Here is a 20,748-nt window from a genome sequence, read left to right as displayed (position 1 = left end):
CCTGTCAGACGGGCCGGTACTCCTCGTGCGGAATGGCCCGCTCCCAGACCGCCTCGAAGGCCGTGGCGCATAGCTTCGCCACGGCAGGGTCGGTGATGATCTCCTTGTTGCCGTCTGGAGCGAGTTCCCCGTCCCCATTGAAGTGGTTGACCAGGACGAGGCTGCCATCGAACAACCAGAAGTCGTTCCCGGGCAGCGCCAGGTCAGTGGCTCGACGTCGGGGCAGCCACCTGACCTGCTCCCCGCCCAGCAGATTGCCCACTGTCACGTCGTACTCGAAGCGGACGTAGTCGCTGATGGGCTCAGAGACGATTCTGGCCCTCCGAACCTCCACCCCACGGCCAGTGGTTTCCTGCATCAACCGGAGCCACGGGCGGTGCTCCAGGTCGGAAGCTTCCTCCGGACCGTACTCGCCCTTCTGCCAGGCGATGAAACTGGGATCGCTGCGCATGTAACCGTCGCGCATCTCCAGGTGGAGCGCGGACTGCTGACAGTCGCTGAGCAGCTCCCGGAATGTCGGAACCTCAGCCACCGTTGACCTCCGGGAAGAACTGCATCATGCGCTTGGGGATCCGCAGCACCGTCTCGTGAGCCGGGATCTCCCCCACCTCGGCCAAAACCGCCTGGTCGTCGATCCTCCACCCTTGGATGACATAGCTGTCGCCGTCGTCCCAGATCGTAGGCGACTCCCCATTTGGGGACTCCGGGTCCTTACCGAGGAACCTCAATGCCATGCGAGCCTCCCGCTCAGTTCGGCGATCACGGAGACCAGACTTGCCGACAACGCAGCGTCACCGCCACCAACTTGCGGGAACTTGCACGCCCGAGATCACCCGCTCGCCCGTGGACGCACGCGTGAGAAGATGACCTGATCGTGCCACTGGCCGCCGCGCCACTGCGCGGAGCGCAGCACGCCCTCCCTGACGAAGCCCGCCTTCTCCAGTGCACGCTGCTCGGCGAGGTTGGCGCGGTCCGTCCAGGCTTGGAGCCGTTCGGCCCTGGTGTGGTCGAAGAGGTACTCGGCCAGCAGCCGCTGGGCCCGGGTGCCTATGCCGCGGCCGCGCGCAGCCGGCACCAGGCCGATCGCCAGGCTCCAGCAGGTGGAGGTGGCGGGCCGTCCCCAGGTGCTGGCGAACCACTCGACCCGGCCCACCGTCTGGCCCGCCTCCGCGACGGAGAGCACCCCGCCGTCGGGGCCGAGCAGCCCGGTCTCCGCCAACTGCCGGCGCAGGCCGACCGGTGAACCGAAGCCGAACCACTGGTACTCGCCGGTCCCCTCCGGTCCGCTGAACTCGTTCTCGAACAGGTCGAGATCGTCGGCGGTCACCGGGCGCAGCGTGATCTCATCGGACATGGAACGACTCCTCATCGTCTCGACCACAGAGTTCGACCTCGTATGGCCGGCGTGGACAAAACCCAACGTGTGGAAACTCGCGTGATCTTCAATTCGCCAGCCACTGGTCGTACGCCAGCTTGCACACCAGCGAGACGACGACCACGACCAGGACCACCCGGACGAAGCCGCTGCCGCGCTTGAGGGCCATGCGGGCGCCGGTCATGCCGCCGGCGAAGTTGAAGACGGCCATCAGCGCGGCCAGCCGCCACATCACGCTGCCCTGGACGGTGAAGGTGATCAGGGCGCCGAGGTTGGTGCTGACGTTGACGACCTTGGCCGTGGCCGAGGCGGTGACCAGGTTCATCCGGAGGGTGGCGACCAGCGCGATGACCAGGAAGGTACCGGTCCCCGGGCCGATCAGCCCGTCGTAGAAGCCGATGCCCAGGCCCGCCACCAGGATCCCGGCGATCATCCGCTGCCGGGTCAGCGGGCCGGGGGCGGGGGCCGTGCCGAAGGCGGGGCGCAGGAGGACGAAGGCGAGTACGGAGAGGAGCACGGCCATGATCAGCGGGCGGAGGATCTCGCTGTCTATGCCGGCGGCGAAGAAGGCCCCGGCCAGGGAGCCACCGGCCGCGGCGAGTCCGATGCGGACCGCGGCGCGGACGTCCACCATGCCGGTGCGGACGTAGGTGACGGCGGCGGCCGAGGTGCCGACGACCGAGACCGCCTTGTTGGTGCCCAGGATCGAGGCGGGTGGCATGTCCGGGACGCCGACCAGCAGGGCGGGCAGCTGGAGGAGACCGCCGCCGCCCACCACGGCGTCGATCCAGCCCGCCGCGGCGGCGGCGAGACACAGCAGGACGATGGTGGTCATGGATATGTCAGGCACGATCATGACCTTAGGACCTTACGCCACCCGCCCATAGCCGGTTTTCCGTGCGGGCGGCGGCCGGTCCTGCGCTCCGGCGGGGGCTCACAGCGCGGGGTGCGGCGCGCTGAGGGCAGCGTTGCCCACAGGAAACGGAGGTGATGCTGCCGGGAAACAGGCGCGTCGCACGCTTCCTGGCATGAGGGCGACGAAGGAAGCGGACGGCCGCCACCGGGTGGTGGTGATCGGCGGCGGCATGGCCGGAGCGCGGCTCACGCAGCAGCTGGCCACGGTGGAGGAGGCGGAGCTGACCGTGATCGGCGAGGAGCCGCACGCGCCGTACAACCGGGTGCTGCTCGCCGAGGTGCTGGCCGGGCGGTACGCGCCGGAGGTCATCGCGCTGCCCGCCCCCGCGGCGCACCACCTCAGCGGGGTGCGCGCGGTCCGGATCGACCGGGACACCCGGATCGTGCACTGCGACGACGGCCGCCGCGTCACCTACGACACGCTGGTGCTGGCCACCGGTTCCAACCCGGTGCTGCCACCGCTGCGCGGCCTGTTCGAGCCGGACAGCCGGGAACTGCCGGACGGCGTCCACGCCTTCCGCACCATGGACGACTGCCTGGCCCTCGACACGGTGCTGCGGGTGCGGCCCGAGGCGCGGGCCGTGGTGATCGGTGGCGGCCTGCTGGGCGTCTCGGCGGCCCGCGCACTGGCCCAGCGCGGCGCCCAGGTGGTCCTGGCCCACCAGGGCGAGCACCTGATGGAACGCCAGCTGGACGCGCAGGCGGCCCGGCTGCTGCACCGCCATATGGCCGCGCTGGGCGTGGAGGTACACACCGAGTGCCGGGTGCGCGGGCTGCGGTCCGAGCGCCCGGAACCGGCGCGCGGGCGGGGGGCGCGCGCCGGTCACCCGGGCAGCGGCCACCAGCCTCCGGCCGCGGGCCGGGGCTCCGAGGCGCGGGCCGTGGTCCGGGCCGTGGAGCTGGCCGACGGATACGCCCTCGACGCCGATCTGGTGGTGCTCGCCTGCGGGGTACGGCCCCGGGTCGGGCTGGCCAAGGCGGCCGGGCTGGCGATCGCGCGCGGCATCGTCGTCGACGACACGCTGCGCACCAACGACCCGCGTATTCACGCCATCGGCGACTGCGCCGAGCACGACGGCGTGCTCTACGGGCTGGCCGGCCCGGCGCAGGAACAAGCCGACCTGCTGGCGCAGGTGATCGCGGCACAGCTCCGCGAGCCGGCGCCCGGTGCCGACGCGGGCCGGGCCGGTGCCGCCCCGGCCCGCGTCCCGGCAGCCGCGCACGCTCCCGGCACGAGCACGAGCACGAGCACGAGCACGGGCACGGGCACGGGCACCAGCAGCGGCACCGGCACTGATACCGGCACCGGCGGCGCCGCGCGCATCGGCTACACCGGGACCCGCGCGCTCACCCGCCTCACCCTCGCGTCCCTGGGTACCGCCACCCCCGACGCGGCACCCGTCGACGGCCCCGGCACCGCGGCGGCCGTCCCCTTCGACCTCGCCGCGTTCGGCGAGCCGGTCCCCGCTCCCGGGGACGACGTCGTCCACCTCGCCGACGCCACGCGGAACTCCTACCGCAAGGTCGTCGTGCGGGGGGACCGGCTCGTCGGCGGCATCCTTCTCGGCGATCTCGGCACCGTCGGCGCGCTCGCCCGTACCTGGGAGGGCGACGAGCCGCTGCCCTCCGCTCCACTGCTCCACCTGCTCACCGATGATGGAGGCTCCTGACATGACGAAGCCGATGAAGCCGGCACTGCCGACGAAGCCGACGACGTCTGCCGACCCGTCCCAGCCGCCGCGGCCGACGATCGTGCTGGTCGGGCACGGAATGGTCGGCCAGCGCTTCCTGGAGGCCCTCGTCGACCGGTCGGTCACCGAGCGGGCCCGGGTCGTGGTGCTGTGCGAGGAGCCGCGCCCCGCCTATGACCGGGTGCACCTCAGCTCGTACTTCTCCGGCGAGACCATCGAGGGACTCTCCATGGTCGAGGACGGGTTCATGGAGCGGCACGGCATCGAGCTGCACCTGGGCGACCCGGCGGTGGCCATCGACCGCGCGGCGCGCACGGTCACCTCCCGCGCCGGGCTGACCCTGACCTACGACACCCTGGTGCTGGCCACCGGCTCGTACCCGTTCGTGCCGCCGGTGCCGGGGAAGGACGCCGCGGGCTGCTTCGTGTACCGCACCGTCGAGGACCTGCTGGCGATCGAGGAGTACGCCAAGGGCCGGACCACCGGGCTGGTGGTCGGCGGCGGGCTGCTCGGCCTGGAGGCGGCCGGCGCGCTCAACGGTCTCGGACTGAGCACGCACATCGTGGAGTTCAACCCCCGGCTGATGGCCATCCAGGTCGACGACGGTGGCGGGGCCGCGCTGCGCCGCACCGTCGAGGAGATGGGCCTGAACGTGCACACCGGCGTCGGTGGCAAGGAGATCACCACCGACGCCGGCGGCGCGGTGACCGGGATGGTGCTCTCCGACGGCTCGACCGTCGACACCGACATGGTGGTCTTCTCCGCCGGTGTCCGCCCGCGCGACCAGCTCGCCCGGGAGTGCGGTCTGGACGTGGGCGAGCGCGGCGGCATCGCCGTCGACGAGCAGTGCCGCACCAGTGACCCGGCGGTCTTCGCGATCGGCGAGTGCGCGCTGGCCGCGGACGGCCGGGTGTACGGACTGGTGGCGCCGGGCAACGAGATGGCCGAGGTCGCGGCCGCCGAGATCGCCCGCGCCCAGGAGGCCGACGCGCCCGGCGGCAGCGCCGGGGAGGGCTTCACCGGGGCCGACACCTCCACCAAGCTCAAGCTGCTGGGCGTGGACGTGGCCTCTTTCGGCGACGCGCACGGCACCGCGCCCGACTGCCTCGACGTCGTCTACTCCGACTCCCGCGCCGGCATCTACAAGAAGCTGGTGATGGCCCCCGGCGGCGAGCTGCTGGGCGGGGTGCTCGTCGGCGACGTGGAGTCCTACGGGGTGCTGCGGCCGCTCACCGGCAGCGTGCCGCCGCTCGCCCCCGAGCAGCTGGTGCTGCCCGCCGGGCTCGGCGCGCCGGTCGCGCTCGGCCCCAGCGCGCTCCCCGACGACGCGGTGATCTGCAGCTGCCACAACGTCACCAAGGGCGCCATCCGCGGCGCGGTCACCGACCACCAGTGCACCACCGTGCCCGAGGTGAAGAAGTGCACCAAGGCGGGCACCGGCTGCGGCTCCTGCGTCAAGGTGCTGACCACGCTGGTCAACGACGAGCTGGAGGCGGGTGGTGTCAGTGTCGACAAAGGGCTCTGCGGCTGCTTCTCCTACACCCGTGCCGAGCTGTACGAGATCGTCCGTACTCTGCGGGTGACCAGCTACGCCCAGCTGCTGGACAGCCATGGCCGCGAGGAGGCCCGCAGCGGCGACGGCTGCGAGATCTGCAAGCCGACCGTCGGCTCGATCATCGCCTCGCTCGCCCCGACGCTGGGCGCCAGCGGCTATGTCCTGGACGGCGAGCAGGCCGCGCTCCAGGACACCAACGACCACCACCTGGCCAACCTCCAGCGCAACGGCTCGTATTCGATCGTGCCGCGCATCCCGGGCGGCGAGATCACCCCCGAGAAGCTGATCGTGATCGGCGAGGTCGCGCGGGACTTCGGGCTCTACACCAAGATCACCGGCGGTCAGCGCATCGACCTGTTCGGCGCGCGCGTCGATCAGCTGCCGGTGATCTGGGCGCGGCTGGTGGACGCCGGCTTCGAGTCGGGCCACGCGTACGGCAAGGCGCTGCGCACCGTGAAGTCCTGTGTGGGCCAGACCTGGTGCCGGTACGGAGTGCAGGACTCGGTCCGGATGGCCATCGACCTGGAGCTGCGCTACCGGGGCCTGCGCTCCCCGCACAAGCTGAAGTCGGCCGTCTCGGGGTGCGCGCGGGAGTGCGCGGAGGCGCGCGGCAAGGACTTCGGGGTGATCGCCACCTCCAACGGCTGGAACCTCTACGTCGGGGGCAACGGCGGCGCCGACCCGCGCCACGCCGATCTGCTCGCCCAGGACCTCGACGACGAGGAGCTGGTGCGGATCATCGACCGCTTCCTGATGTTCTACATCCGCACCGCGGACCGGCTGGAGCGCACCTCGGCCTGGCTGGAGCGGATCGAGGGCGGTCTCGACCACGTGCGGGACGTGGTGGTCGACGACTCGCTCGGGCTCTGCGCCGAACTGGAGGCGCTGATGGCCGACCACGTGGCGAACTACCGCGACGAGTGGGCGGCGACCCTGGAGGACCCGGAGCGGCTGCGCCGGTTCGTCTCCTTCGTCAACGCGCCCGACGCCCCCGATCCCACCGTGCGGTTCGTGCCGGAGCGCGAGCAGGTCAAGCCCGATCTGACGCTGCTGTCCGGCCCGTCCATCCCCGTCCGTACCGAGCGCATCCTGGAAGGGACCACCAGCCGATGACCGTGGCACCGGAGACCACCGACACCCGCACCGACACCCGCACCTCCGACACCGCCGCCCTCCGCGTGGAGCTGCTGCTGGACCAGAGATGGTTCACGGTGTGCGAGCTGTCCGACCTCATCCCGGGGCGCGGAGTGGCCGCGCTGCTGCCGGACGGCACCCAGATCGCGGTGTTCCTGGACCGTGCGGGCCAGGCGTACGCGATCGACAACCGGGATCCCTTCACCGGCGCCTACGTGCTGGCGCGCGGGCTGCTCGGATCCGCCGGCGGCCAGGCGTTCGTCGCCTCGCCGCTGCTGAAGCAGCGCTTCGACCTGGCGACCGGAAGCTGCCTGGACGAGGACGAGGTGTCGGTCACGGCGTACACGGTGCGCACGGTCTGAAGGCCGGGGGCGCCCCCTTCCGGCGGTGCCCCGGCCGGCCGACATCTGGCGGCAACCGTTCTGTCGTAATCCCCCTCCATGGTTGATCGTTGGGCCGTACGATGCACGGCCTGGCCATACCAGCGAGGGGGGCACCGCCATGTCCATCAGTCGCAGAGGACTGCTCGGTTCGGGGACCGCGATCGCGCTGACCGGAGCGCTGGCCGCCGCCTGCGGCTCGAACAACGGCCGGGACGGCGGTTCCGGCCCGCGGATAGAGCAGTGGTACCACCAGTACGGCGAGGCGGGCACCGCTGGGGCGGTGGAGCGGTACGCCGACGCGTACGCCAAGGCCGATGTGCGGGTGCAGTGGCGGCCGGGCAACTACGACCAGCAGACGGCTGCCGCGCTGCTCACCGACTCCGGGCCGGACGTCTTCGAGGTCAACGGCCCCACCCTGGACCAGATCCAGGGCGGCCAGGTGGTGGACCTGACCGAGCTGCTGGCGGGGGTGCGGGACGACTTCAACCCGGCGGTGCTGGCCCCGAAGACCCACGACGGCAGGATCTGGGCCGTCCCGCAGGTGATCGACACCCAGCTGCTCTACTACCGCAGGAGCCTGCTGGCGGATGCCGGGGTGGAGCCGCCGAGGACGCTGGACGAGCTGGTCGACGCCGCGCGGAAGCTCACCACCAAGGACGTCAAGGGGCTGTTCCTCGGCAATGACGGCGGGCCGGGTGTGCTGATGGCCACCCCGCTGTACGCGGCGGGCCGGCAGGTGATCACCGAGGACGGCAAGGTCGGCTTCGACGATCCGGCGGCCGCCCGCACCCTGGGCAAGCTGCACCGGCTGCACCGGGACAAGTCGCTGCTGCTGGGCGCGCCCAGCGACTGGTCGGACCCGTCGGCGTTCCTCCAGGGGCTGACCGCGATGCAGTGGTCGGGGCTGTGGGCGCTGCCGCGGATCAAGGAGGAGCTGGGCGACGACTTCGGGGTGCTGCCCTTCCCCGCGGACGGCCCGGACGGCAAGCCCGCGGTGCCGGTGGGGGCGTACGGCTCGGCGGTCAGCGCGCGCAGCAAGCGGCAGGCGGAGGCGAAGGCGTTCATCCGCTGGCTGTGGGTGGACAAGAAGGAGTTCCAGGAGGACTTCGCGCTCTCCTACGGCTTCCACATCCCGGCGCGGATGTCGCTGGCGAAGAAGGCGGCGAAGCTCCGTGAGGGGGCGGCGGCCGAGGTGGTGCGGTTCACCACCGACCATGGCTACGCGCAGCCGCTGCTGTGGACGACCGCGAGCCAGACGGCGTACAAGGACGCGCTCAGCCGCATCGTGAAGGACGGCGCGGATCCGGAGCGCCAGCTGCGGGCGGTGGTGCGCAAGACCGAGGCGGAGCTGCGGCGCGTGCGGAAGAAGGGCTGATGCGACGGCTGTTGGGCCCGCAGAACCGGACGCTGTGGTTCTGGGTGTTCACCGGCCCGTTCGTGATCGGGCTGACGCTGTTCACCTATGTCCCGCTGGGCTGGAGCGTCTACCTCTCCTTCTTCGACGCGCACAACACCGTCTCGCCGACGGACTTCGTCGGGCTGGACAACTACACCGCGATGCTGGGCGACGAGGCGTTCACCGACAGCCTGGTCACCTTCGGGCTGTTCACCGCCTTCATCGTGCCCGCCACCTACGCGCTGTCGCTCGCGCTGGCGCTGATGGTGAACCGGCTGCGGTGGGCTCAGGCGTTCTTCCGCTCGGTGTTCTTCCTGCCGGTGGCCTGCTCGTATGTGGTGGCGGCGCTGATCTGGAAGATGTCGATCTTCAACGGGGTGCGGTTCGGGCTGGCGAACACAGCGCTGGGCTGGTTCGGCGCGGACCAGATCGCCTGGCTGTCGACCACCGACCCGCCCTGGTACTGGCTGGTGCTGGTCACCGTCCGGCTGTGGCTGCAGACCGGCTTCTACATGGTGCTGTTCCTGGCCGGGCTCCAGCGCATCCCGCCCCGGCTGTACGAGGCGGCGGCGGTGGACGGGGCGCGGCCGGGCTGGCAGACCTTCCGGCACATCACCTTCCCGCAGCTGCGGGCGACCTCGGTCGCGGTGGTGCTGCTGCTGGTGATCAACGCCTTCCAGGCGTTCGACGAGTTCTACAACCTGCTGTCGGACTCGCGCGGCTATCCGCCCTACGCCCGTCCGCCGCTGGTCTACCTCTACTACACGGCGCTGGGGCAGGAGCAGAACCTCGGTCTCGGCAGCGCGGGCGCGGTGATCCTGGCGCTGATCATCGCGGTGGTCACGGTGGTCCAGGCCCGCGGGTTCGGGCTTGGCCGGAAGGAGGAGTGAGGGATGGGCCGGGTGCGCGGAGGCGGGGACCTGCACGACGCCCTGGTGCGGGTGGGGCGGGCGCTGCGGCTGGTGCTGCTGATCGCGCTGGCGCTGCTCTTCCTGATCCCCTTCTATCTGCTGGTGCGCAACGGCCTGGCCCGTGAGGAGGACATCACCGCGCCGGACTGGAGGTTCTTCCCGAAGGACGTGCGGTGGTCGAACGTCTCCGAGCTGTTCCAGGACCCGGATGTGCCGATGGCGCGGGCGCTGCTGAACTCCTCGCTGATCGCGGTGGCCACCACCGTGGGCACCCTGCTGCTCGCCTCGCTCGCCGGGTACGGGCTGGCCCGCATCCCGTACCGGTACGCCAACGCCGTCTTCTACTGGATCCTGGGCGCCCTGATGGTGCCGGCCGCGGTCACCTTCGTGCCGAGCTTCGTGCTGGTGTCGTCGCTGGGCTGGATCTCCACCCTGCGCGGCCTGATCGTGCCGACTCTCTTCAGCGCGTTCGCCGCGTTCGTCTTCCGGCAGTACTTCCTCGGCTTCCCCCGGGAGCTGGAGGACGCCGCCCGGGTGGACGGTCTGGGGTACTGGCGCACCTACTGGCGGGTGGTGGTGCCCAACTCCCGGCCGGTGTTCGCCGCGGTCGGCACGATCGTCTTCATCGGCGCGTGGAACTCCTTCCTGTGGCCGCTGGTGATCGGCCAGGACCGGGACACCTGGACGGTGCAGGTGGCGCTCTCCACGTTCACCACCGCGCAGACGGTCCGCGTCCATGAGCTGTTCGTCGCCGCGGCGGTCTCCATCCTCCCGCTGCTGCTGGTGTTCCTGGTGTTGCAGCGCTACATCGTGGCCGGAGTGGAGCGGTCCGGGATCGACGACTGAGCGAAGCGCCCCCGGCAAGCCAACGGGCAGGGGAACCGGGCAAGCGACCGGTCGGGGAATTCGACCGGTGGCCGTACCAGCGGATCCGCCGACCCCGCTTCACCGCTTGTTGATGTCTCGTCAACTGTGCGCTCGTATGGTCCTGCACGCGCGACCTCGGTGCCGCCCGGTGCCGGGGCAGTCCCCCATCAGTGTGGAGTGACCGTGGAACGTCGCACCTTCCTGCGCGGAGCAGTCATCGGCACCTCGGCCGCAGCCTTCGGCGGCACCCTGATGCGCGGCGCCGCCTACGCGGCCCCCGCCCAGCCCGGCCCCGGCCCCTACGGAGCGCTCGGCACGGCCGACGCCAACGGCATCCAGTTGCCCGCCGGCTTCACCAGCCGGGTCATCGCCCGCTCCGGACAGCAGGTCTCCGGCACCTCGTACACCTGGCACAACGCACCCGACGGCGGAGCCTGCTTCGCCGACGGATCCGGCTGGATCTATGTGTCCAACTCCGAGATCAACCCCGGCGGCGGCGTGAGTGCCGTGAAGTTCGGCTCCACCGGCGCGATCACCGGCGCGTACCGCATCCTGTCCGGCACCCGGCAGAACTGCGCCGGCGGCAGGACCCCGTGGAACACCTGGCTCTCCTGTGAGGAGGTCAGCCTGGGCTCGGTGTACGAGACCGACCCGTTCGGCGTGAACGCGGCGGTGCGGCGGGACGCGCTGGGCAAGTTCAAGCACGAGGCCGCCGCGGCCGACCCGGTCCGCAAGGTGATCTACCTGACCGAGGACGAGTCCGACGGCTGCTTCTACCGGTTCATACCGACCACCTGGGGCAACCTGTCCTCCGGCACGCTCCAGGTACTCAAGGCCGGTACCGGCACCTCCGGTTCCTTCACCTGGGGCACCGTGCCCGACCCGGACGGCTCCCCCACCACGACCCGCAACCAGGTCTCCGGGGCCAAGCGCTTCAACGGCGGCGAGGGCTGCCACTACGCCAACGACACCGCCTGGTTCACCACCAAGGGCGACAACCGGGTCTGGCAGCTCAACCTGGCCGCCGGCACCTTCGAGCTGGCCTATGACGACTCGCTGGTCACCGGCGGCAGCGCGCCGCTGACCGGCGTCGACAACGTCACCGGATCGTCCTCCGGGGACCTGTTCATCGCCGAGGACGGCGGCAACATGGAGATCTGCATCATCACCCCGGACGACGTCGTCGCGCCGTTCCTGCGGGTCAACGGCCAGTCGAGCTCGGAGATCACCGGTCCGGCGTTCTCCCCGGACGGCACGCGGCTGTACTTCTCCAGCCAGCGGGGCACCACCGGCAGTTCGTCCGGCGGCATCACCTACGAGGTGACGGGTCCGTTCCGTTCGTAGGCCCGGCGGATGAGCCGCGCGCCGCCGCACCCGAGGCGGCGTAGCCGGCAGTCGTCTCGAACACGCGCTCCGCCGGCGCGCCGCCCCGCAGCAGGGCGGCGCCCAGCGGAGTCAGCGTGTGCAGGACCGCGCCGCCCTGGCGCAGGGTCAGCAGCAGTCCGGCCTCGCGCAGCACGCTGGCGTGCTGGCTGGCGGAGGCCAGCGACACCCCGACGCGGCGGGCGAGTTCGCTGGTGGTGCACCCGCCGCCGACGCCCTGGAGCACCGCGGAGCGGGTCTGTCCGACGAGCTTGCTGAGCGAGCCGGTCTTGGCCGGCGCCACGGTCGGATGGCGCAGCGGGCGCGGCGGGGCGCTGGAGGGAGTGTGCTCCACCGGGTAGACCAGCACCGGGGTCAGCTCGGGGTTGAAGTACGTCACCGGAGTGCGGCGGCAGAAGAAGGACGGCAGGAGCAGCAGTCCGCGGCCGCCGAGGAAGAGGTCCCGGTCGACCGGGTAGTCGACCTCCAGCACCGGCGAGCGCCAGCGCATCATCGAAGGCAGCGACTCCAGCAGGCCGTCCGCTCCGCCGTCCAGCAGGGCGCGGCCGCGGGTGGCGCGATCGGCCTCGATCCGGGCCTGTATGTGCGCCCAGTAGGGGGCGACCGCGGCCTTGTGGTACGAGCGCAGGGCGCCGAGCAGCCGGTCGAAGGCGCGGCCGCCGCCCTGGGCGAGCTCCTGGATCCAGCCGGGCAGTTGGCGGGAGCCGACCAGCCGGCCGACCTCGTCGTGCAGGCGGGCGCCGGGAGTCGCGCGCAGCGCCTCCATCGCGGCGTCCGCCCCGATTATTCCTTCGGCAGGTGTCAGGAAGTCGGGGAAATAACCGCGGAGAGGAATCAGCGGTGCGAGCAGACGCGCTTCACCGTTCAATCGTGTGCGCGTTTCCGATCGCCAATCCCCGTATACCAGCTCCGCCTGTTTGTCTCTCAGACGGTGGAAACTCAGAACGGTTTCCCACAGTGCGTCGGGGCGAGCGGCCATCCGCAACCGCGCCAGATCGAGTCCACTGAAATGAACACGTAGCACCAGACCCCCACAAAGTGACATCCGTGGCCACCCCCCGATCACGGATGAGTATGCACACTAACACAGTCCGTCACCACGCCCTTTTGGCCACAGTTGAAACGGGTCGCGCACACAGTGTTGCATCCGGAAAGCTGTTCTCAGGAAAGCGCGGGTAAACGCCGAAGGACGACGGCGGATGTCCGCAATTCAACAGCGGTGCTCAGGACCCGGATGCTCGTTCCCGTGGGGGGTGACGAGTGCGTACCGGCCGCTGGGCACTTTGTTGCCGCTCGGGCCGATGCGAGCGGCAACAGCTCCCGTGGGGGGAGTGAGAGGGGGCGGCACCTCCGCACAGAGTGCCGCCCCCTTGCAATCCGGACCCGCCGCAGAGGTGAGGGTTTTCAGGTCCCCCGCGACGGATCCGGTGGTGTTCGCCAGGGGCCGCGCCCCTGGAACCCCTTACCGCGCTCAGCGGCTGTCGCTGCCCTGGGACTCCGCCGCCGCGCGGCCCGCCTCCAGTCGCGCCACCGGGATCCGGAACGGCGAGCAGGAGACGTAGTCCAGGCCCACCTCGTGGAAGAAGTGGACGGACTCCGGGTCGCCGCCGTGCTCACCGCAGACACCGAGCTTGAGGTCCGGGCGGGTGGCGCGGCCGGCCTGGGCGGCGGAGCGCACCAGCGAGCCGACACCGTCCTTGTCGATCGTCTCGAACGGGCTGACGCCGAAGATGCCCTTCTCCAGGTAGGCGGTGAAGAAGCTCGCCTCCACGTCGTCGCGGGAGAAGCCCCACACCGTCTGGGTCAGGTCGTTGGTGCCGAAGGAGAAGAAGTCGGCGGACTCCGCGATCTGACCGGCGGTCAGCGCGGCGCGCGGCAGCTCGATCATGGTGCCCAGGGTCAGCTTGAGGCTGACGCCGCGGGCGGCCTCGACCTCGGCGATGACCTGCTCGGCCTCCTCGCGGACGATCTCCAGCTCCTGCACCGTGCCGACCAGCGGAATCATGATCTCCGCGCGCGGGTCGCCCTTGGCGTCCAGTCGATCGGCGGCGGCCTCGGCGATGGCCCGCACCTGCATGGTGAACAGGCCGGGGATCACCAGGCCGAGGCGGACGCCGCGCAGACCCAGCATCGGGTTCTGCTCGTGCAGCCGGTGCACGGCCTGGAGCAGCCGCAGCTCGTTCTCGTGCGGCTCGTGGCGGGCCTCGGCGAGCGCGACGCGCACCGACAGGTCGGTGATGTCGGGCAGGAACTCGTGCAGCGGCGGGTCCAGCAGCCGGACGGTCACCGGCAGCCCGTCCATGGCCTCGAAGAGCTCGACGAAGTCGCCCTTCTGGAGCGGCATCAGGGCGTTAAGGGCCTCGCGGCGCTCGTCCTCGGTGTCGGCCAGGATCAGCCGCTCGACCAGCTCGCGCCGCTCGCCGAGGAACATGTGCTCGGTGCGGCACAGGCCGATGCCCTGCGCGCCGAAGCGGCGGGCGCGGGCGGCGTCCTCGGCGTTGTCCGCGTTGGCCCGCACCCGCAGGCGGCGGACCCGGTCCGCGTACGCCATGATCCGGTGCACGGCCTTGACCAGCTCGTCGGCGTCGTCGGCGCCGGCGTGCATACGGCCCTCGAAGTACTCCACCACCGGGGAGGGCACGACCGGTACCTCACCGCGGTAGACCTTGCCGGAGGAGCCGTCGATGGAGACGACGTCGCCCTCCTCGATGACCGTGCCGTCGGCGGTGGTCATCCGGCGGCGCTTGGTGTCGACCTCCAGCTCCTCGGCGCCACAGACACAGGTCTTGCCCATGCCCCGGGCGACGACGGCCGCGTGCGAGGTCTTGCCGCCGCGCGAGGTGAGGATGCCCTCGGCCGCGATCATGCCGTCGAGGTCGTCGGGGTTGGTCTCACGGCGGATGAGGATGACCTTCTCGCCCGAGCGCGACCACTTCACCGCGGTGTAGGAGTCGAAGACGGCCTTGCCGACCGCCGCGCCGGGCGAGGCGGCGATGCCGCGGCCGATCTTCTCCGGGGCCGCCTTCTCGTCGAAGCGCGGGAACATCAGCTGCGCCAGCTGCGCGCCGTTGACCCGCTGCAGGGCCTCGGCCTCGTCGATCAGGCCCTGGTCGACGAGCTGGGTGGCGATCCGGAAGGCGGCACCGGCGGTGCGCTTGCCGACCCGGGTCTGGAGCATCCACAGCTTGCCGCGCTCGATCGTGAACTCGATGTCGCACAGGTCCTTGTAGTGCGTCTCCAGCGTCTCCATGATCTGCATGAGCTGGTCGTACGACGCCTTGTCGATGGACTCCAGGTCGGCGAGCGGCACGGTGTTGCGGATACCGGCGACGACGTCCTCGCCCTGCGCGTTCTGCAGGTAGTCGCCGTAGACGCCCTGGTGGCCGCTGGCGGGGTCGCGGGTGAAGGCGACACCGGTGCCGGAGTCGGGGCCGAGGTTGCCGAAGACCATGGAGCAGACGTTCACCGCGGTGCCCAGGTCACCGGGGATGCGCTCCTGGCGGCGGTAGAGCTTGGCGCGGTCGCCGTTCCAGGAGTCGAAGACCGCGCGGACCGCGAGGTCCATCTGCTCGCGCGGCTGCTGCGGGAAGTCGCGGCCGGTCTCCTTGGCGACGATCTCCTTGAAGCGCGCCACCAGCTGCTGGAGGTCGGAGGCGTCCAGGTCGACGTCGACGGTGACGCCCTTGGCGCGCTTGGCGTCCTCCAGCGCGTCCTCGAAGAGTTCGCCGTCGACGCCGAGCACGGTCTTGCCGAACATCTGGATGAGACGGCGGTAGGAGTCCCAGGCGAAGCGCTCGTCGCCGGCCTGGGCGGCGAGGCCGGAGACCGACTCGTCGGAGAGACCGATGTTGAGGACGGTGTCCATCATGCCGGGCATGGAGAACTTCGCGCCGGAGCGGACGGATACCAGCAGCGGGTCGTCGGCCTGGCCGAGCTTCTTGCCCATCTTCGCCTCGAGGGCGGCCAGGTGCGCACTCACCTCGTCGCGCAGCGCGGCGGGCTCCTCGCCGCTGTCCAGGTAGACCCGGCAGGCATCCGTGGTGATGGTGAAGCCCGGAGGGACGGGAAGGCCGAGGTTGGTCATCTCGGCGAGGTTCGCGCCCTTGCCGCCGAGCAGATCCTTCAGATCCTTGTTGCCCTCGGTGAAGTCGTAAACGAACTTCTGCTGGTTTTGGGTTTCCGACATCGACTCGGCTCCTCCTGGGAGTCCCCCCGGACGAAGGCCGGGGGAGGGTGCCCTGACGGCGAGGAACATACCCAGATCGAAGGCGTCTGGGTACGTCCACTCGGTCGTCATGCGGTCGTAACCACCCGTCCGCCACTAGATCGAAAGTCACTCGGACTCGACACTCATCTGAGCGACCCTTCAAGAGTCGAACGGAAGATCGCATTCCGCAACCTGAGCCCAGCGCGTTCTCTACAGAGAGTCACCGACGGCCCGGCGACCCGAAGGCGCCGAGGGTGGCACTGAGTGCCATCCTTCGAGAGGTGCAGTCGACCTCATTCCGCTCATATGAGCAAACCCTGCATCAAGCGTGGCGAGGATCACGCCTTGCGGGATGGCTGGATCCCACCATCCGGACCCGGGAACAGCGGCGAAATGCATCCGTCAATCCGGTGTAACACCGCGCTCCTCGCCGAGCTCGGCGAGCCGCTGCCGGGTCTTGGCTGAACAGGAGTGTTCCTCGCCCAGCACCCGCTCACTGACCGCCAGCAGTTCCCGCCACTCCGCCTCGGCCTCCGCCAGGCGGCCCAGCCCGCGCAGGCTGGCCGCCAGGTTGTAGCGGGTCCAGAGCGTCGCCACGTGCTCCGCGCCCAAAACGCTCATTCGAGCGGCGAGTGTCCGGCGGTTGAGGGCCTCCGCCTCGGCGTACCGGTGCATCAGGTTCAGGACGTTGCCCAGGCTGTGCCAGGCGGCCAGGGTCAGCTCCGCCTCGGCGCCGAAGGTCCGGGCCCGGCCCTCCGCGAGCAGCCGGAACTCCCGCGCGGACTCCTCGTGGCGCCCCAGGTCGCGGAGGACGCCGGCCAGGTCCCGGCGGGTCCTGAGGGTGTCGGGGTGCTCCGCGCCGAGCGCCCGCGCCCGGCCCTGGAGCGTCAGCCGGTACTCGGGCTCCGCCTCGGCGAGCCGCCCGAGCTTCTCCAGGGTGGTGGCGCGCCAGTGCCGGGTGCTGAGGGTCAGCTCCTGCTCCGGCCCGAGGACGCGCGTGCGCGCCTGAAGCACCGCATCGAATTCGGCCAGTGACTCCTCGGTGTGGCCGGCCCGCTGCCGGGTGCAGGCGAGATTGTGCCGCGTGGTCAGGGTGCCGGAGTGGTCCGGCCCCAGGGTCTCGGTCTCCTCCCGCAGCAGCGCCCGGTAGGCGGCCTCGGCCTCCGGGTACCTCCGCTGGTCGTCGAGGAGCAGCGCCAGCCCCCGGCGCATGTTGAACACCTCGATGTGCCGGTCGCCGCGGACCGCCCGCACGGCCTCCAGCAGTGCCTCGGCTTCCGCGACCGCCTCGGGGTGCCGCTTGAGGTCACGCAGGGCGTAGACGTGCTGGCTGCGGGCGTGCAGGGTGCGCCAGTGGCTCGGGCCCAGCAGCAGCTCCGTCTCGGCGGCCAGCTCGCTCCAGAGCGCCTCCGCTTCCTCGTGGCGCCCTGCCTCACTGAGGATGTAGCTCAGCCGGAACTCGACGGTCAGCATGCCGTGGGCCTCCGGTGCCACCTCCAAAGGAGCCGCCCGGACCGCCTCGACGGCCGCCCGCATCTCCTGCTCCGCCTCGGCGTACCGCGACTGCCGCTGCAGCGCGGTGGCGAGCCAGGCGCGGTTGATGAGCGTCTGGTCGTGGGTGGCGCCCAGCCGTTCCTGCTCGCCGCGCACCGCCTGGCGGAACTCCTCCTCGGCCTCGGCGGGCCGGTTGAGATCCAGCAGCAGCCTTCCCCGGACCACGCGCAGCCTCAGGACGGTGGCCGGGTGTTCGTGGTCGCGGCGGCGTTCCCAGGTCTGGATCAGCTCGCGGCACTCGAGCTCGCCCGCCGCGGGACGCCGGGCGTCGTCGAGCAGGCCGACGAGGTAGCCGCGCGCGAAGAGGGTGTAGTCGTGCTCCGGACCGTGCACCCGGCCGGAGATCCCGACGATGGCCCGCAGATGCTCCTCGGCCTCGTCGTGCTCGCCCAGCCGGTTCAGCGCGAGCGCGAGATGGCCGCGCAGATTACGGGATTCCAGGTCTTCGGCGGCGGCCAGCCGGGGAAGCTGCGCCCGGATCACCTCGCGCAGCTCGTCGGCGTGGTCGCGCCACCCGGCGTTGACCAGCGCCTCGGCCAGCGGAGCGAGGTTCCGCACCCCCGCCCACCCGGACTCCTCGTCGCGTACGTGGGCCTGCGAGACCAGCGCGTCCAGATGCACGGTCACCGGCTCCGGCAGCCGGTCGTCCGCCGCGAGGCGGCGCACCAGCGCGAGCAGCGGCGGCTGCACCCACTCCGAGGCGTGCGAGCGCGGCGGGCCGGAGGCGGCCGACTCGGTGGGCTCGGTGGCAGGGCGCTCGGTCTCCCGGGGGGCGCCGTTCTCGGTCAGGTCGGTGCCGGAGAGCCCGAGCCGGTGCAGCAGCTCCGGGGAGGCGGCGGCGAACGGGCGCGCCTCGGTGGCCACCGTCGCGTCGCCCGGGCCGCCGTCGCTGAGCCGGGCCCGGAACTCCGGGCCGGTGCCCCGGCGGCGCATCAGGTAGGACGAGACCTGGTCCGCGGTGTCCAGGGCGTCGGGCGTCCGGATGGCGTCCAGCAGCAGGTCCGCCAGGCCCGGATGAAATTCGTACTCCACGCAGTCGGGATCCCGGTGCGCGCCGGAGTCGCGGCGGCGCAGCAGCCCGCCGAGGAAGACCTCGGCGAGCTGGGCGGGGTGGAAGCGCTCGGCGCGTTCGCCGGCCGACTGGTGGACCAGCCGCATCACCGGCAGGGTGAGCGGATGGACGGCGGCGAGCGCCCCGGCCAGCCGCTGGCTCTCGGGCGAGGCGGTGCCCCGGAAGCGCCGCAGCCGCTCCGGGGCGCTGAGCTCCGGCGGGCCCGGATCGCGGGCGGCGCCGCGGGAAGGCTCGGCCGAGGCGGGCGGGTCCGGCTCGTCGCCGAGCAGCAGCACCGGCAGCTGCGGAGTGCCGCGGCCGTGTGCCGTCAGCTCGGCCCACTCCCCGAGCTGCTCCTCCATCAGCTCCAGCACCGGCAGCGGTGTCCCCTGGTAGGCCATGAGCCCGGGCGGCAGCAGGGGATGCCGGACGGCCAGTTCGCGGCCCGGCGCCGCGGGTCGCCCGGCGGTCAGCGCGAGCCGCTCGGTGGGCATGCCCGGGCCCGGCCACATCCGGGCGGGGAGCGGTTGCAGGACGGCGACCGGGGAGCGCCGGGCCCAGCCGCGGAGCATCCGCGGGATCCGGCCGCTGCTCCACCCGGGGCCCACCCCGTCGGAGAGGACCAGCACCAGGGTGCGCCCGGAGGGGTCCAGGATGCTGCCGGGGCTGCGCGGCGGGGCGCCGGGGGCGAAGGGGCGCGCCCTCAGTAACGCCTCGCGGCCCGCTCCGCTGTCCAGCCCGTAGCTCCGCACCGCCCGGAAGGCGCCCTGCCGCTCCAGCAGGCCCCGCACCTCGGCGGCCAGGCGCTGCCACAGCACCATCGAGGGCCCGTCGTCGACGACCAGGGCCACGCTCAGCCACCGCTCCCGCTCGGGGCGGAGCACCACGTCGGCCACTCCGCTCTCGGCGATGCGGTCGGCGGTGGCCGCCTCGTCCAGCACGAAGCCGCGGCGGGAGGGCACGGTGCGGCGCAGCGGGCGCAGCGCCCTGGCCAGCCCGCGCGCGGCGGGCAGCGCCCGCACGCCCCGGACGTCCACCGGGCGCGCCGGGCGGACGCCCTCGGCCCGGGGGACGCTGGAGGTGAACAGCGCGGCAGGGCCCGGGCCGGTGCCGTCGGCGTCGCCGTCCGGCGGGGGGCCGAGGCGGCCGGGGCGCGCCGCCGGGTCCTCCCCGTCACCGCCGTGCGCGGCATCGGGGCGCGCGGGCGGGGCGGCCGGTCCGCGGTCGCCGGAGCCGTCCGCCGGGGTGCGGGAGGTGGTGACGGCCAGCCAGAGGACGTCACACAGCTCCTCCGGAGACAGCTCCACCCCGGCGTCCTCCAGCAGGGTGCGGAGCCGCTGGATCATTACACGTCCGCCTCGTCCAGGGAGCGGAGCACCGTCTCGCGGAGGGTGTCGATGTCGATCGTCACGCCCGAGGCGCGCAGATGGACGGCGTTGAGCAGCTGGTCGGTCGCCAGCTCCCGCTCCTCGGCGTCTCTGAGGTCCAGGAAGGCGGCGATCAGACCGCGGGCCTCGGCGGCGACCTCCGGGCCCAGGTGCGCGGTGACGATCTCCTCGAGCTGCCGCTCGTCGGGCTGTTTGAGGTCCAGGCGGACGCAGCGGCGCAGGAAGGCCGGCGGGAAGTCGCGCTCGCCGTTGCTGGTGATGACCACGACGGGGAAGACCCGGCAGGCCACCCGGGCGTCCTTGACCAGCGCCTTCTCCCGGCTGCCGGTGACCATCACCCGGGCCTCGGGCTGCGCGAGCCGGGCGAGCTCGGGGATGTCGAAGGCGCCGTCCTCGAAGACCGTGAGCAGGTCGTTGGGCAGGTCGAGGTCGCCCTTGTCGAGCTCGTCGACGAGCAGCACGCGTGGCGACTCGCCGGGCAGCAGGGCGGTGCCGAGCGGCCCGAGGCGCAGGTAGTCACCGATGTCCGGCTCCGCCGCCGGCGCGCCCTCGCCGCCCTGGCGGTACAGGGAGGCGTCGCGGAGTCGCCCCACGGCGTCGTACCAGTAGAGTCCGTCGGCCAGTGCGGTGCGGCTGTTCACCGGCCAGTGCAGTACGTCGCCCAGGCACAGTTCGCGGGCGATCGCGTGGGCCAGCGTCGACTTGCCGGTGCCGGGGCGTCCGGTGACCAGCAGCGGGCGGTGCAGATGCAGTGCGGTGTTGACGATGTCGCGGTTCTCCGGCGAGATCAGATACGCCGGCCGCGGCCCGGCGGGCGCCGCCTGGGGGGCCTGGGGGTCGGTGCCGAAGCGGCGCCAGGGCGGGGCCACCGGCCAGGTCACCTCGTGGGGCGCGGTGTCGCCGCCGTGGAAGAGCCGCCAGTCCTGTGTCATTCGTCC

The 20,748-nt window shown here is 71.8% G+C and carries 15 protein-coding genes; 7 read left to right on the top strand and 8 right to left on the bottom strand.

Annotation, left to right across the window (positions count from 1 at the left end; genetic code table 11):
* Positions 1 to 4: 4 nt before the first annotated feature.
* The 4 genes from AC4BDD_RS20980 to AC4BDD_RS20965 all read right to left on the bottom strand — a co-directional run bounded on the left by AC4BDD_RS20980 (position 5) and on the right by AC4BDD_RS20965 (position 2,231).
* Positions 5 to 532 (bottom strand): DUF6879 family protein, encoded by a 528-nt coding sequence (locus AC4BDD_RS20980; RefSeq protein WP_490686993.1) that lies wholly within the window; start codon positions 530 to 532, stop codon positions 5 to 7.
* Positions 525 to 734 carry a hypothetical protein gene (locus tag AC4BDD_RS20975; RefSeq protein ID WP_490686992.1) on the bottom strand — a complete coding sequence of 70 codons (210 nt, stop codon included), beginning with the start codon at positions 732 to 734 and terminating at the stop codon, positions 525 to 527. Before AC4BDD_RS20975 ends, AC4BDD_RS20980 begins: the two co-directional genes overlap by 8 nt.
* A 95-nt stretch (positions 735 to 829) precedes the next feature.
* A complete protein-coding gene (locus AC4BDD_RS20970; RefSeq protein WP_490686991.1) occupies positions 830 to 1,354 on the bottom strand; it encodes a GNAT family N-acetyltransferase in 525 nt (174 codons plus the stop codon).
* Positions 1,355 to 1,442: 88 nt separating this feature from the next.
* On the bottom strand, positions 1,443 to 2,231 hold the full coding sequence (locus tag AC4BDD_RS20965; protein WP_490686990.1) for a TSUP family transporter: 789 nt from the start codon (positions 2,229 to 2,231) through the stop codon (positions 1,443 to 1,445).
* A 172-nt stretch (positions 2,232 to 2,403) separates the two neighbouring features.
* Here AC4BDD_RS20965 and AC4BDD_RS20960 point away from each other — a divergent pair, with 172 nt between their 5' ends.
* The 7 genes from AC4BDD_RS20960 to AC4BDD_RS20930 all read left to right on the top strand — a co-directional run bounded on the left by AC4BDD_RS20960 (position 2,404) and on the right by AC4BDD_RS20930 (position 11,571).
* Positions 2,404 to 3,960, top strand: coding sequence for an NAD(P)/FAD-dependent oxidoreductase (locus AC4BDD_RS20960; RefSeq protein ID WP_490686989.1), 1,557 nt, complete (start codon positions 2,404 to 2,406; stop codon positions 3,958 to 3,960).
* Between the two features lie 13 nt (positions 3,961 to 3,973).
* Positions 3,974 to 6,649: a nitrite reductase large subunit NirB gene (gene nirB, locus AC4BDD_RS20955; protein ID WP_490691869.1), complete on the top strand. Its 2,676-nt coding sequence runs from the start codon at positions 3,974 to 3,976 to the stop codon at positions 6,647 to 6,649.
* Positions 6,646 to 7,032 (top strand): nitrite reductase small subunit NirD, encoded by a 387-nt coding sequence (gene nirD / locus AC4BDD_RS20950; RefSeq protein ID WP_490686988.1) that lies wholly within the window; start codon positions 6,646 to 6,648, stop codon positions 7,030 to 7,032. Before nirB ends, nirD begins: the two co-directional genes overlap by 4 nt.
* A 139-nt stretch (positions 7,033 to 7,171) precedes the next feature.
* Positions 7,172 to 8,428 carry an ABC transporter substrate-binding protein gene (locus AC4BDD_RS20945; protein ID WP_490686987.1) on the top strand — a complete coding sequence of 419 codons (1,257 nt, stop codon included), beginning with the start codon at positions 7,172 to 7,174 and terminating at the stop codon, positions 8,426 to 8,428.
* Positions 8,428 to 9,339 carry a carbohydrate ABC transporter permease gene (locus AC4BDD_RS20940; RefSeq protein ID WP_490686986.1) on the top strand — a complete coding sequence of 304 codons (912 nt, stop codon included), beginning with the start codon at positions 8,428 to 8,430 and terminating at the stop codon, positions 9,337 to 9,339. The genes AC4BDD_RS20945 and AC4BDD_RS20940 overlap by 1 nt, the downstream gene beginning before the upstream one ends.
* 30 nt (positions 9,340 to 9,369) lie before the next feature.
* Positions 9,370 to 10,206 (top strand): carbohydrate ABC transporter permease, encoded by an 837-nt coding sequence (locus AC4BDD_RS20935; protein ID WP_490691868.1) that lies wholly within the window; start codon positions 9,370 to 9,372, stop codon positions 10,204 to 10,206.
* Between the two features lie 204 nt (positions 10,207 to 10,410).
* Positions 10,411 to 11,571, top strand: a complete 1,161-nt coding sequence (locus tag AC4BDD_RS20930; protein ID WP_490686985.1) for an alkaline phosphatase PhoX — start codon at positions 10,411 to 10,413, stop codon at positions 11,569 to 11,571.
* Here the strand turns inward: AC4BDD_RS20930 and AC4BDD_RS20925 are convergent.
* From AC4BDD_RS20925 to AC4BDD_RS20910, 4 genes are all read right to left on the bottom strand, one after another.
* On the bottom strand, positions 11,537 to 12,634 hold the full coding sequence (locus AC4BDD_RS20925; protein WP_490686984.1) for an ArsR/SmtB family transcription factor: 1,098 nt from the start codon (positions 12,632 to 12,634) through the stop codon (positions 11,537 to 11,539). The two genes, AC4BDD_RS20930 and AC4BDD_RS20925, sit on opposite strands and share 35 nt — an antisense overlap.
* A gap of 447 nt (positions 12,635 to 13,081) precedes the next feature.
* A complete protein-coding gene (ppdK, locus tag AC4BDD_RS20920) occupies positions 13,082 to 15,796 on the bottom strand; it encodes a pyruvate, phosphate dikinase (RefSeq protein WP_490686983.1) in 2,715 nt (904 codons plus the stop codon).
* 423 nt (positions 15,797 to 16,219) lie between these two features.
* Positions 16,220 to 19,768 carry an SAV_2336 N-terminal domain-related protein gene (locus AC4BDD_RS20915; RefSeq protein ID WP_490686982.1) on the bottom strand — a complete coding sequence of 1,183 codons (3,549 nt, stop codon included), beginning with the start codon at positions 19,766 to 19,768 and terminating at the stop codon, positions 16,220 to 16,222.
* Positions 19,768 to 20,742 carry an AAA family ATPase gene (locus AC4BDD_RS20910; RefSeq protein ID WP_490686981.1) on the bottom strand — a complete coding sequence of 325 codons (975 nt, stop codon included), beginning with the start codon at positions 20,740 to 20,742 and terminating at the stop codon, positions 19,768 to 19,770. The genes AC4BDD_RS20915 and AC4BDD_RS20910 overlap by 1 nt, the downstream gene beginning before the upstream one ends.
* Positions 20,743 to 20,748: the final 6 nt, after the last annotated feature.

The organism is Streptomyces sp. JLBT605, from assembly GCF_058215555.1.
The sequence above is the reverse complement of the archived record's forward strand: the minus strand, read 5'-3'. Positions and strand labels throughout refer to the sequence as shown.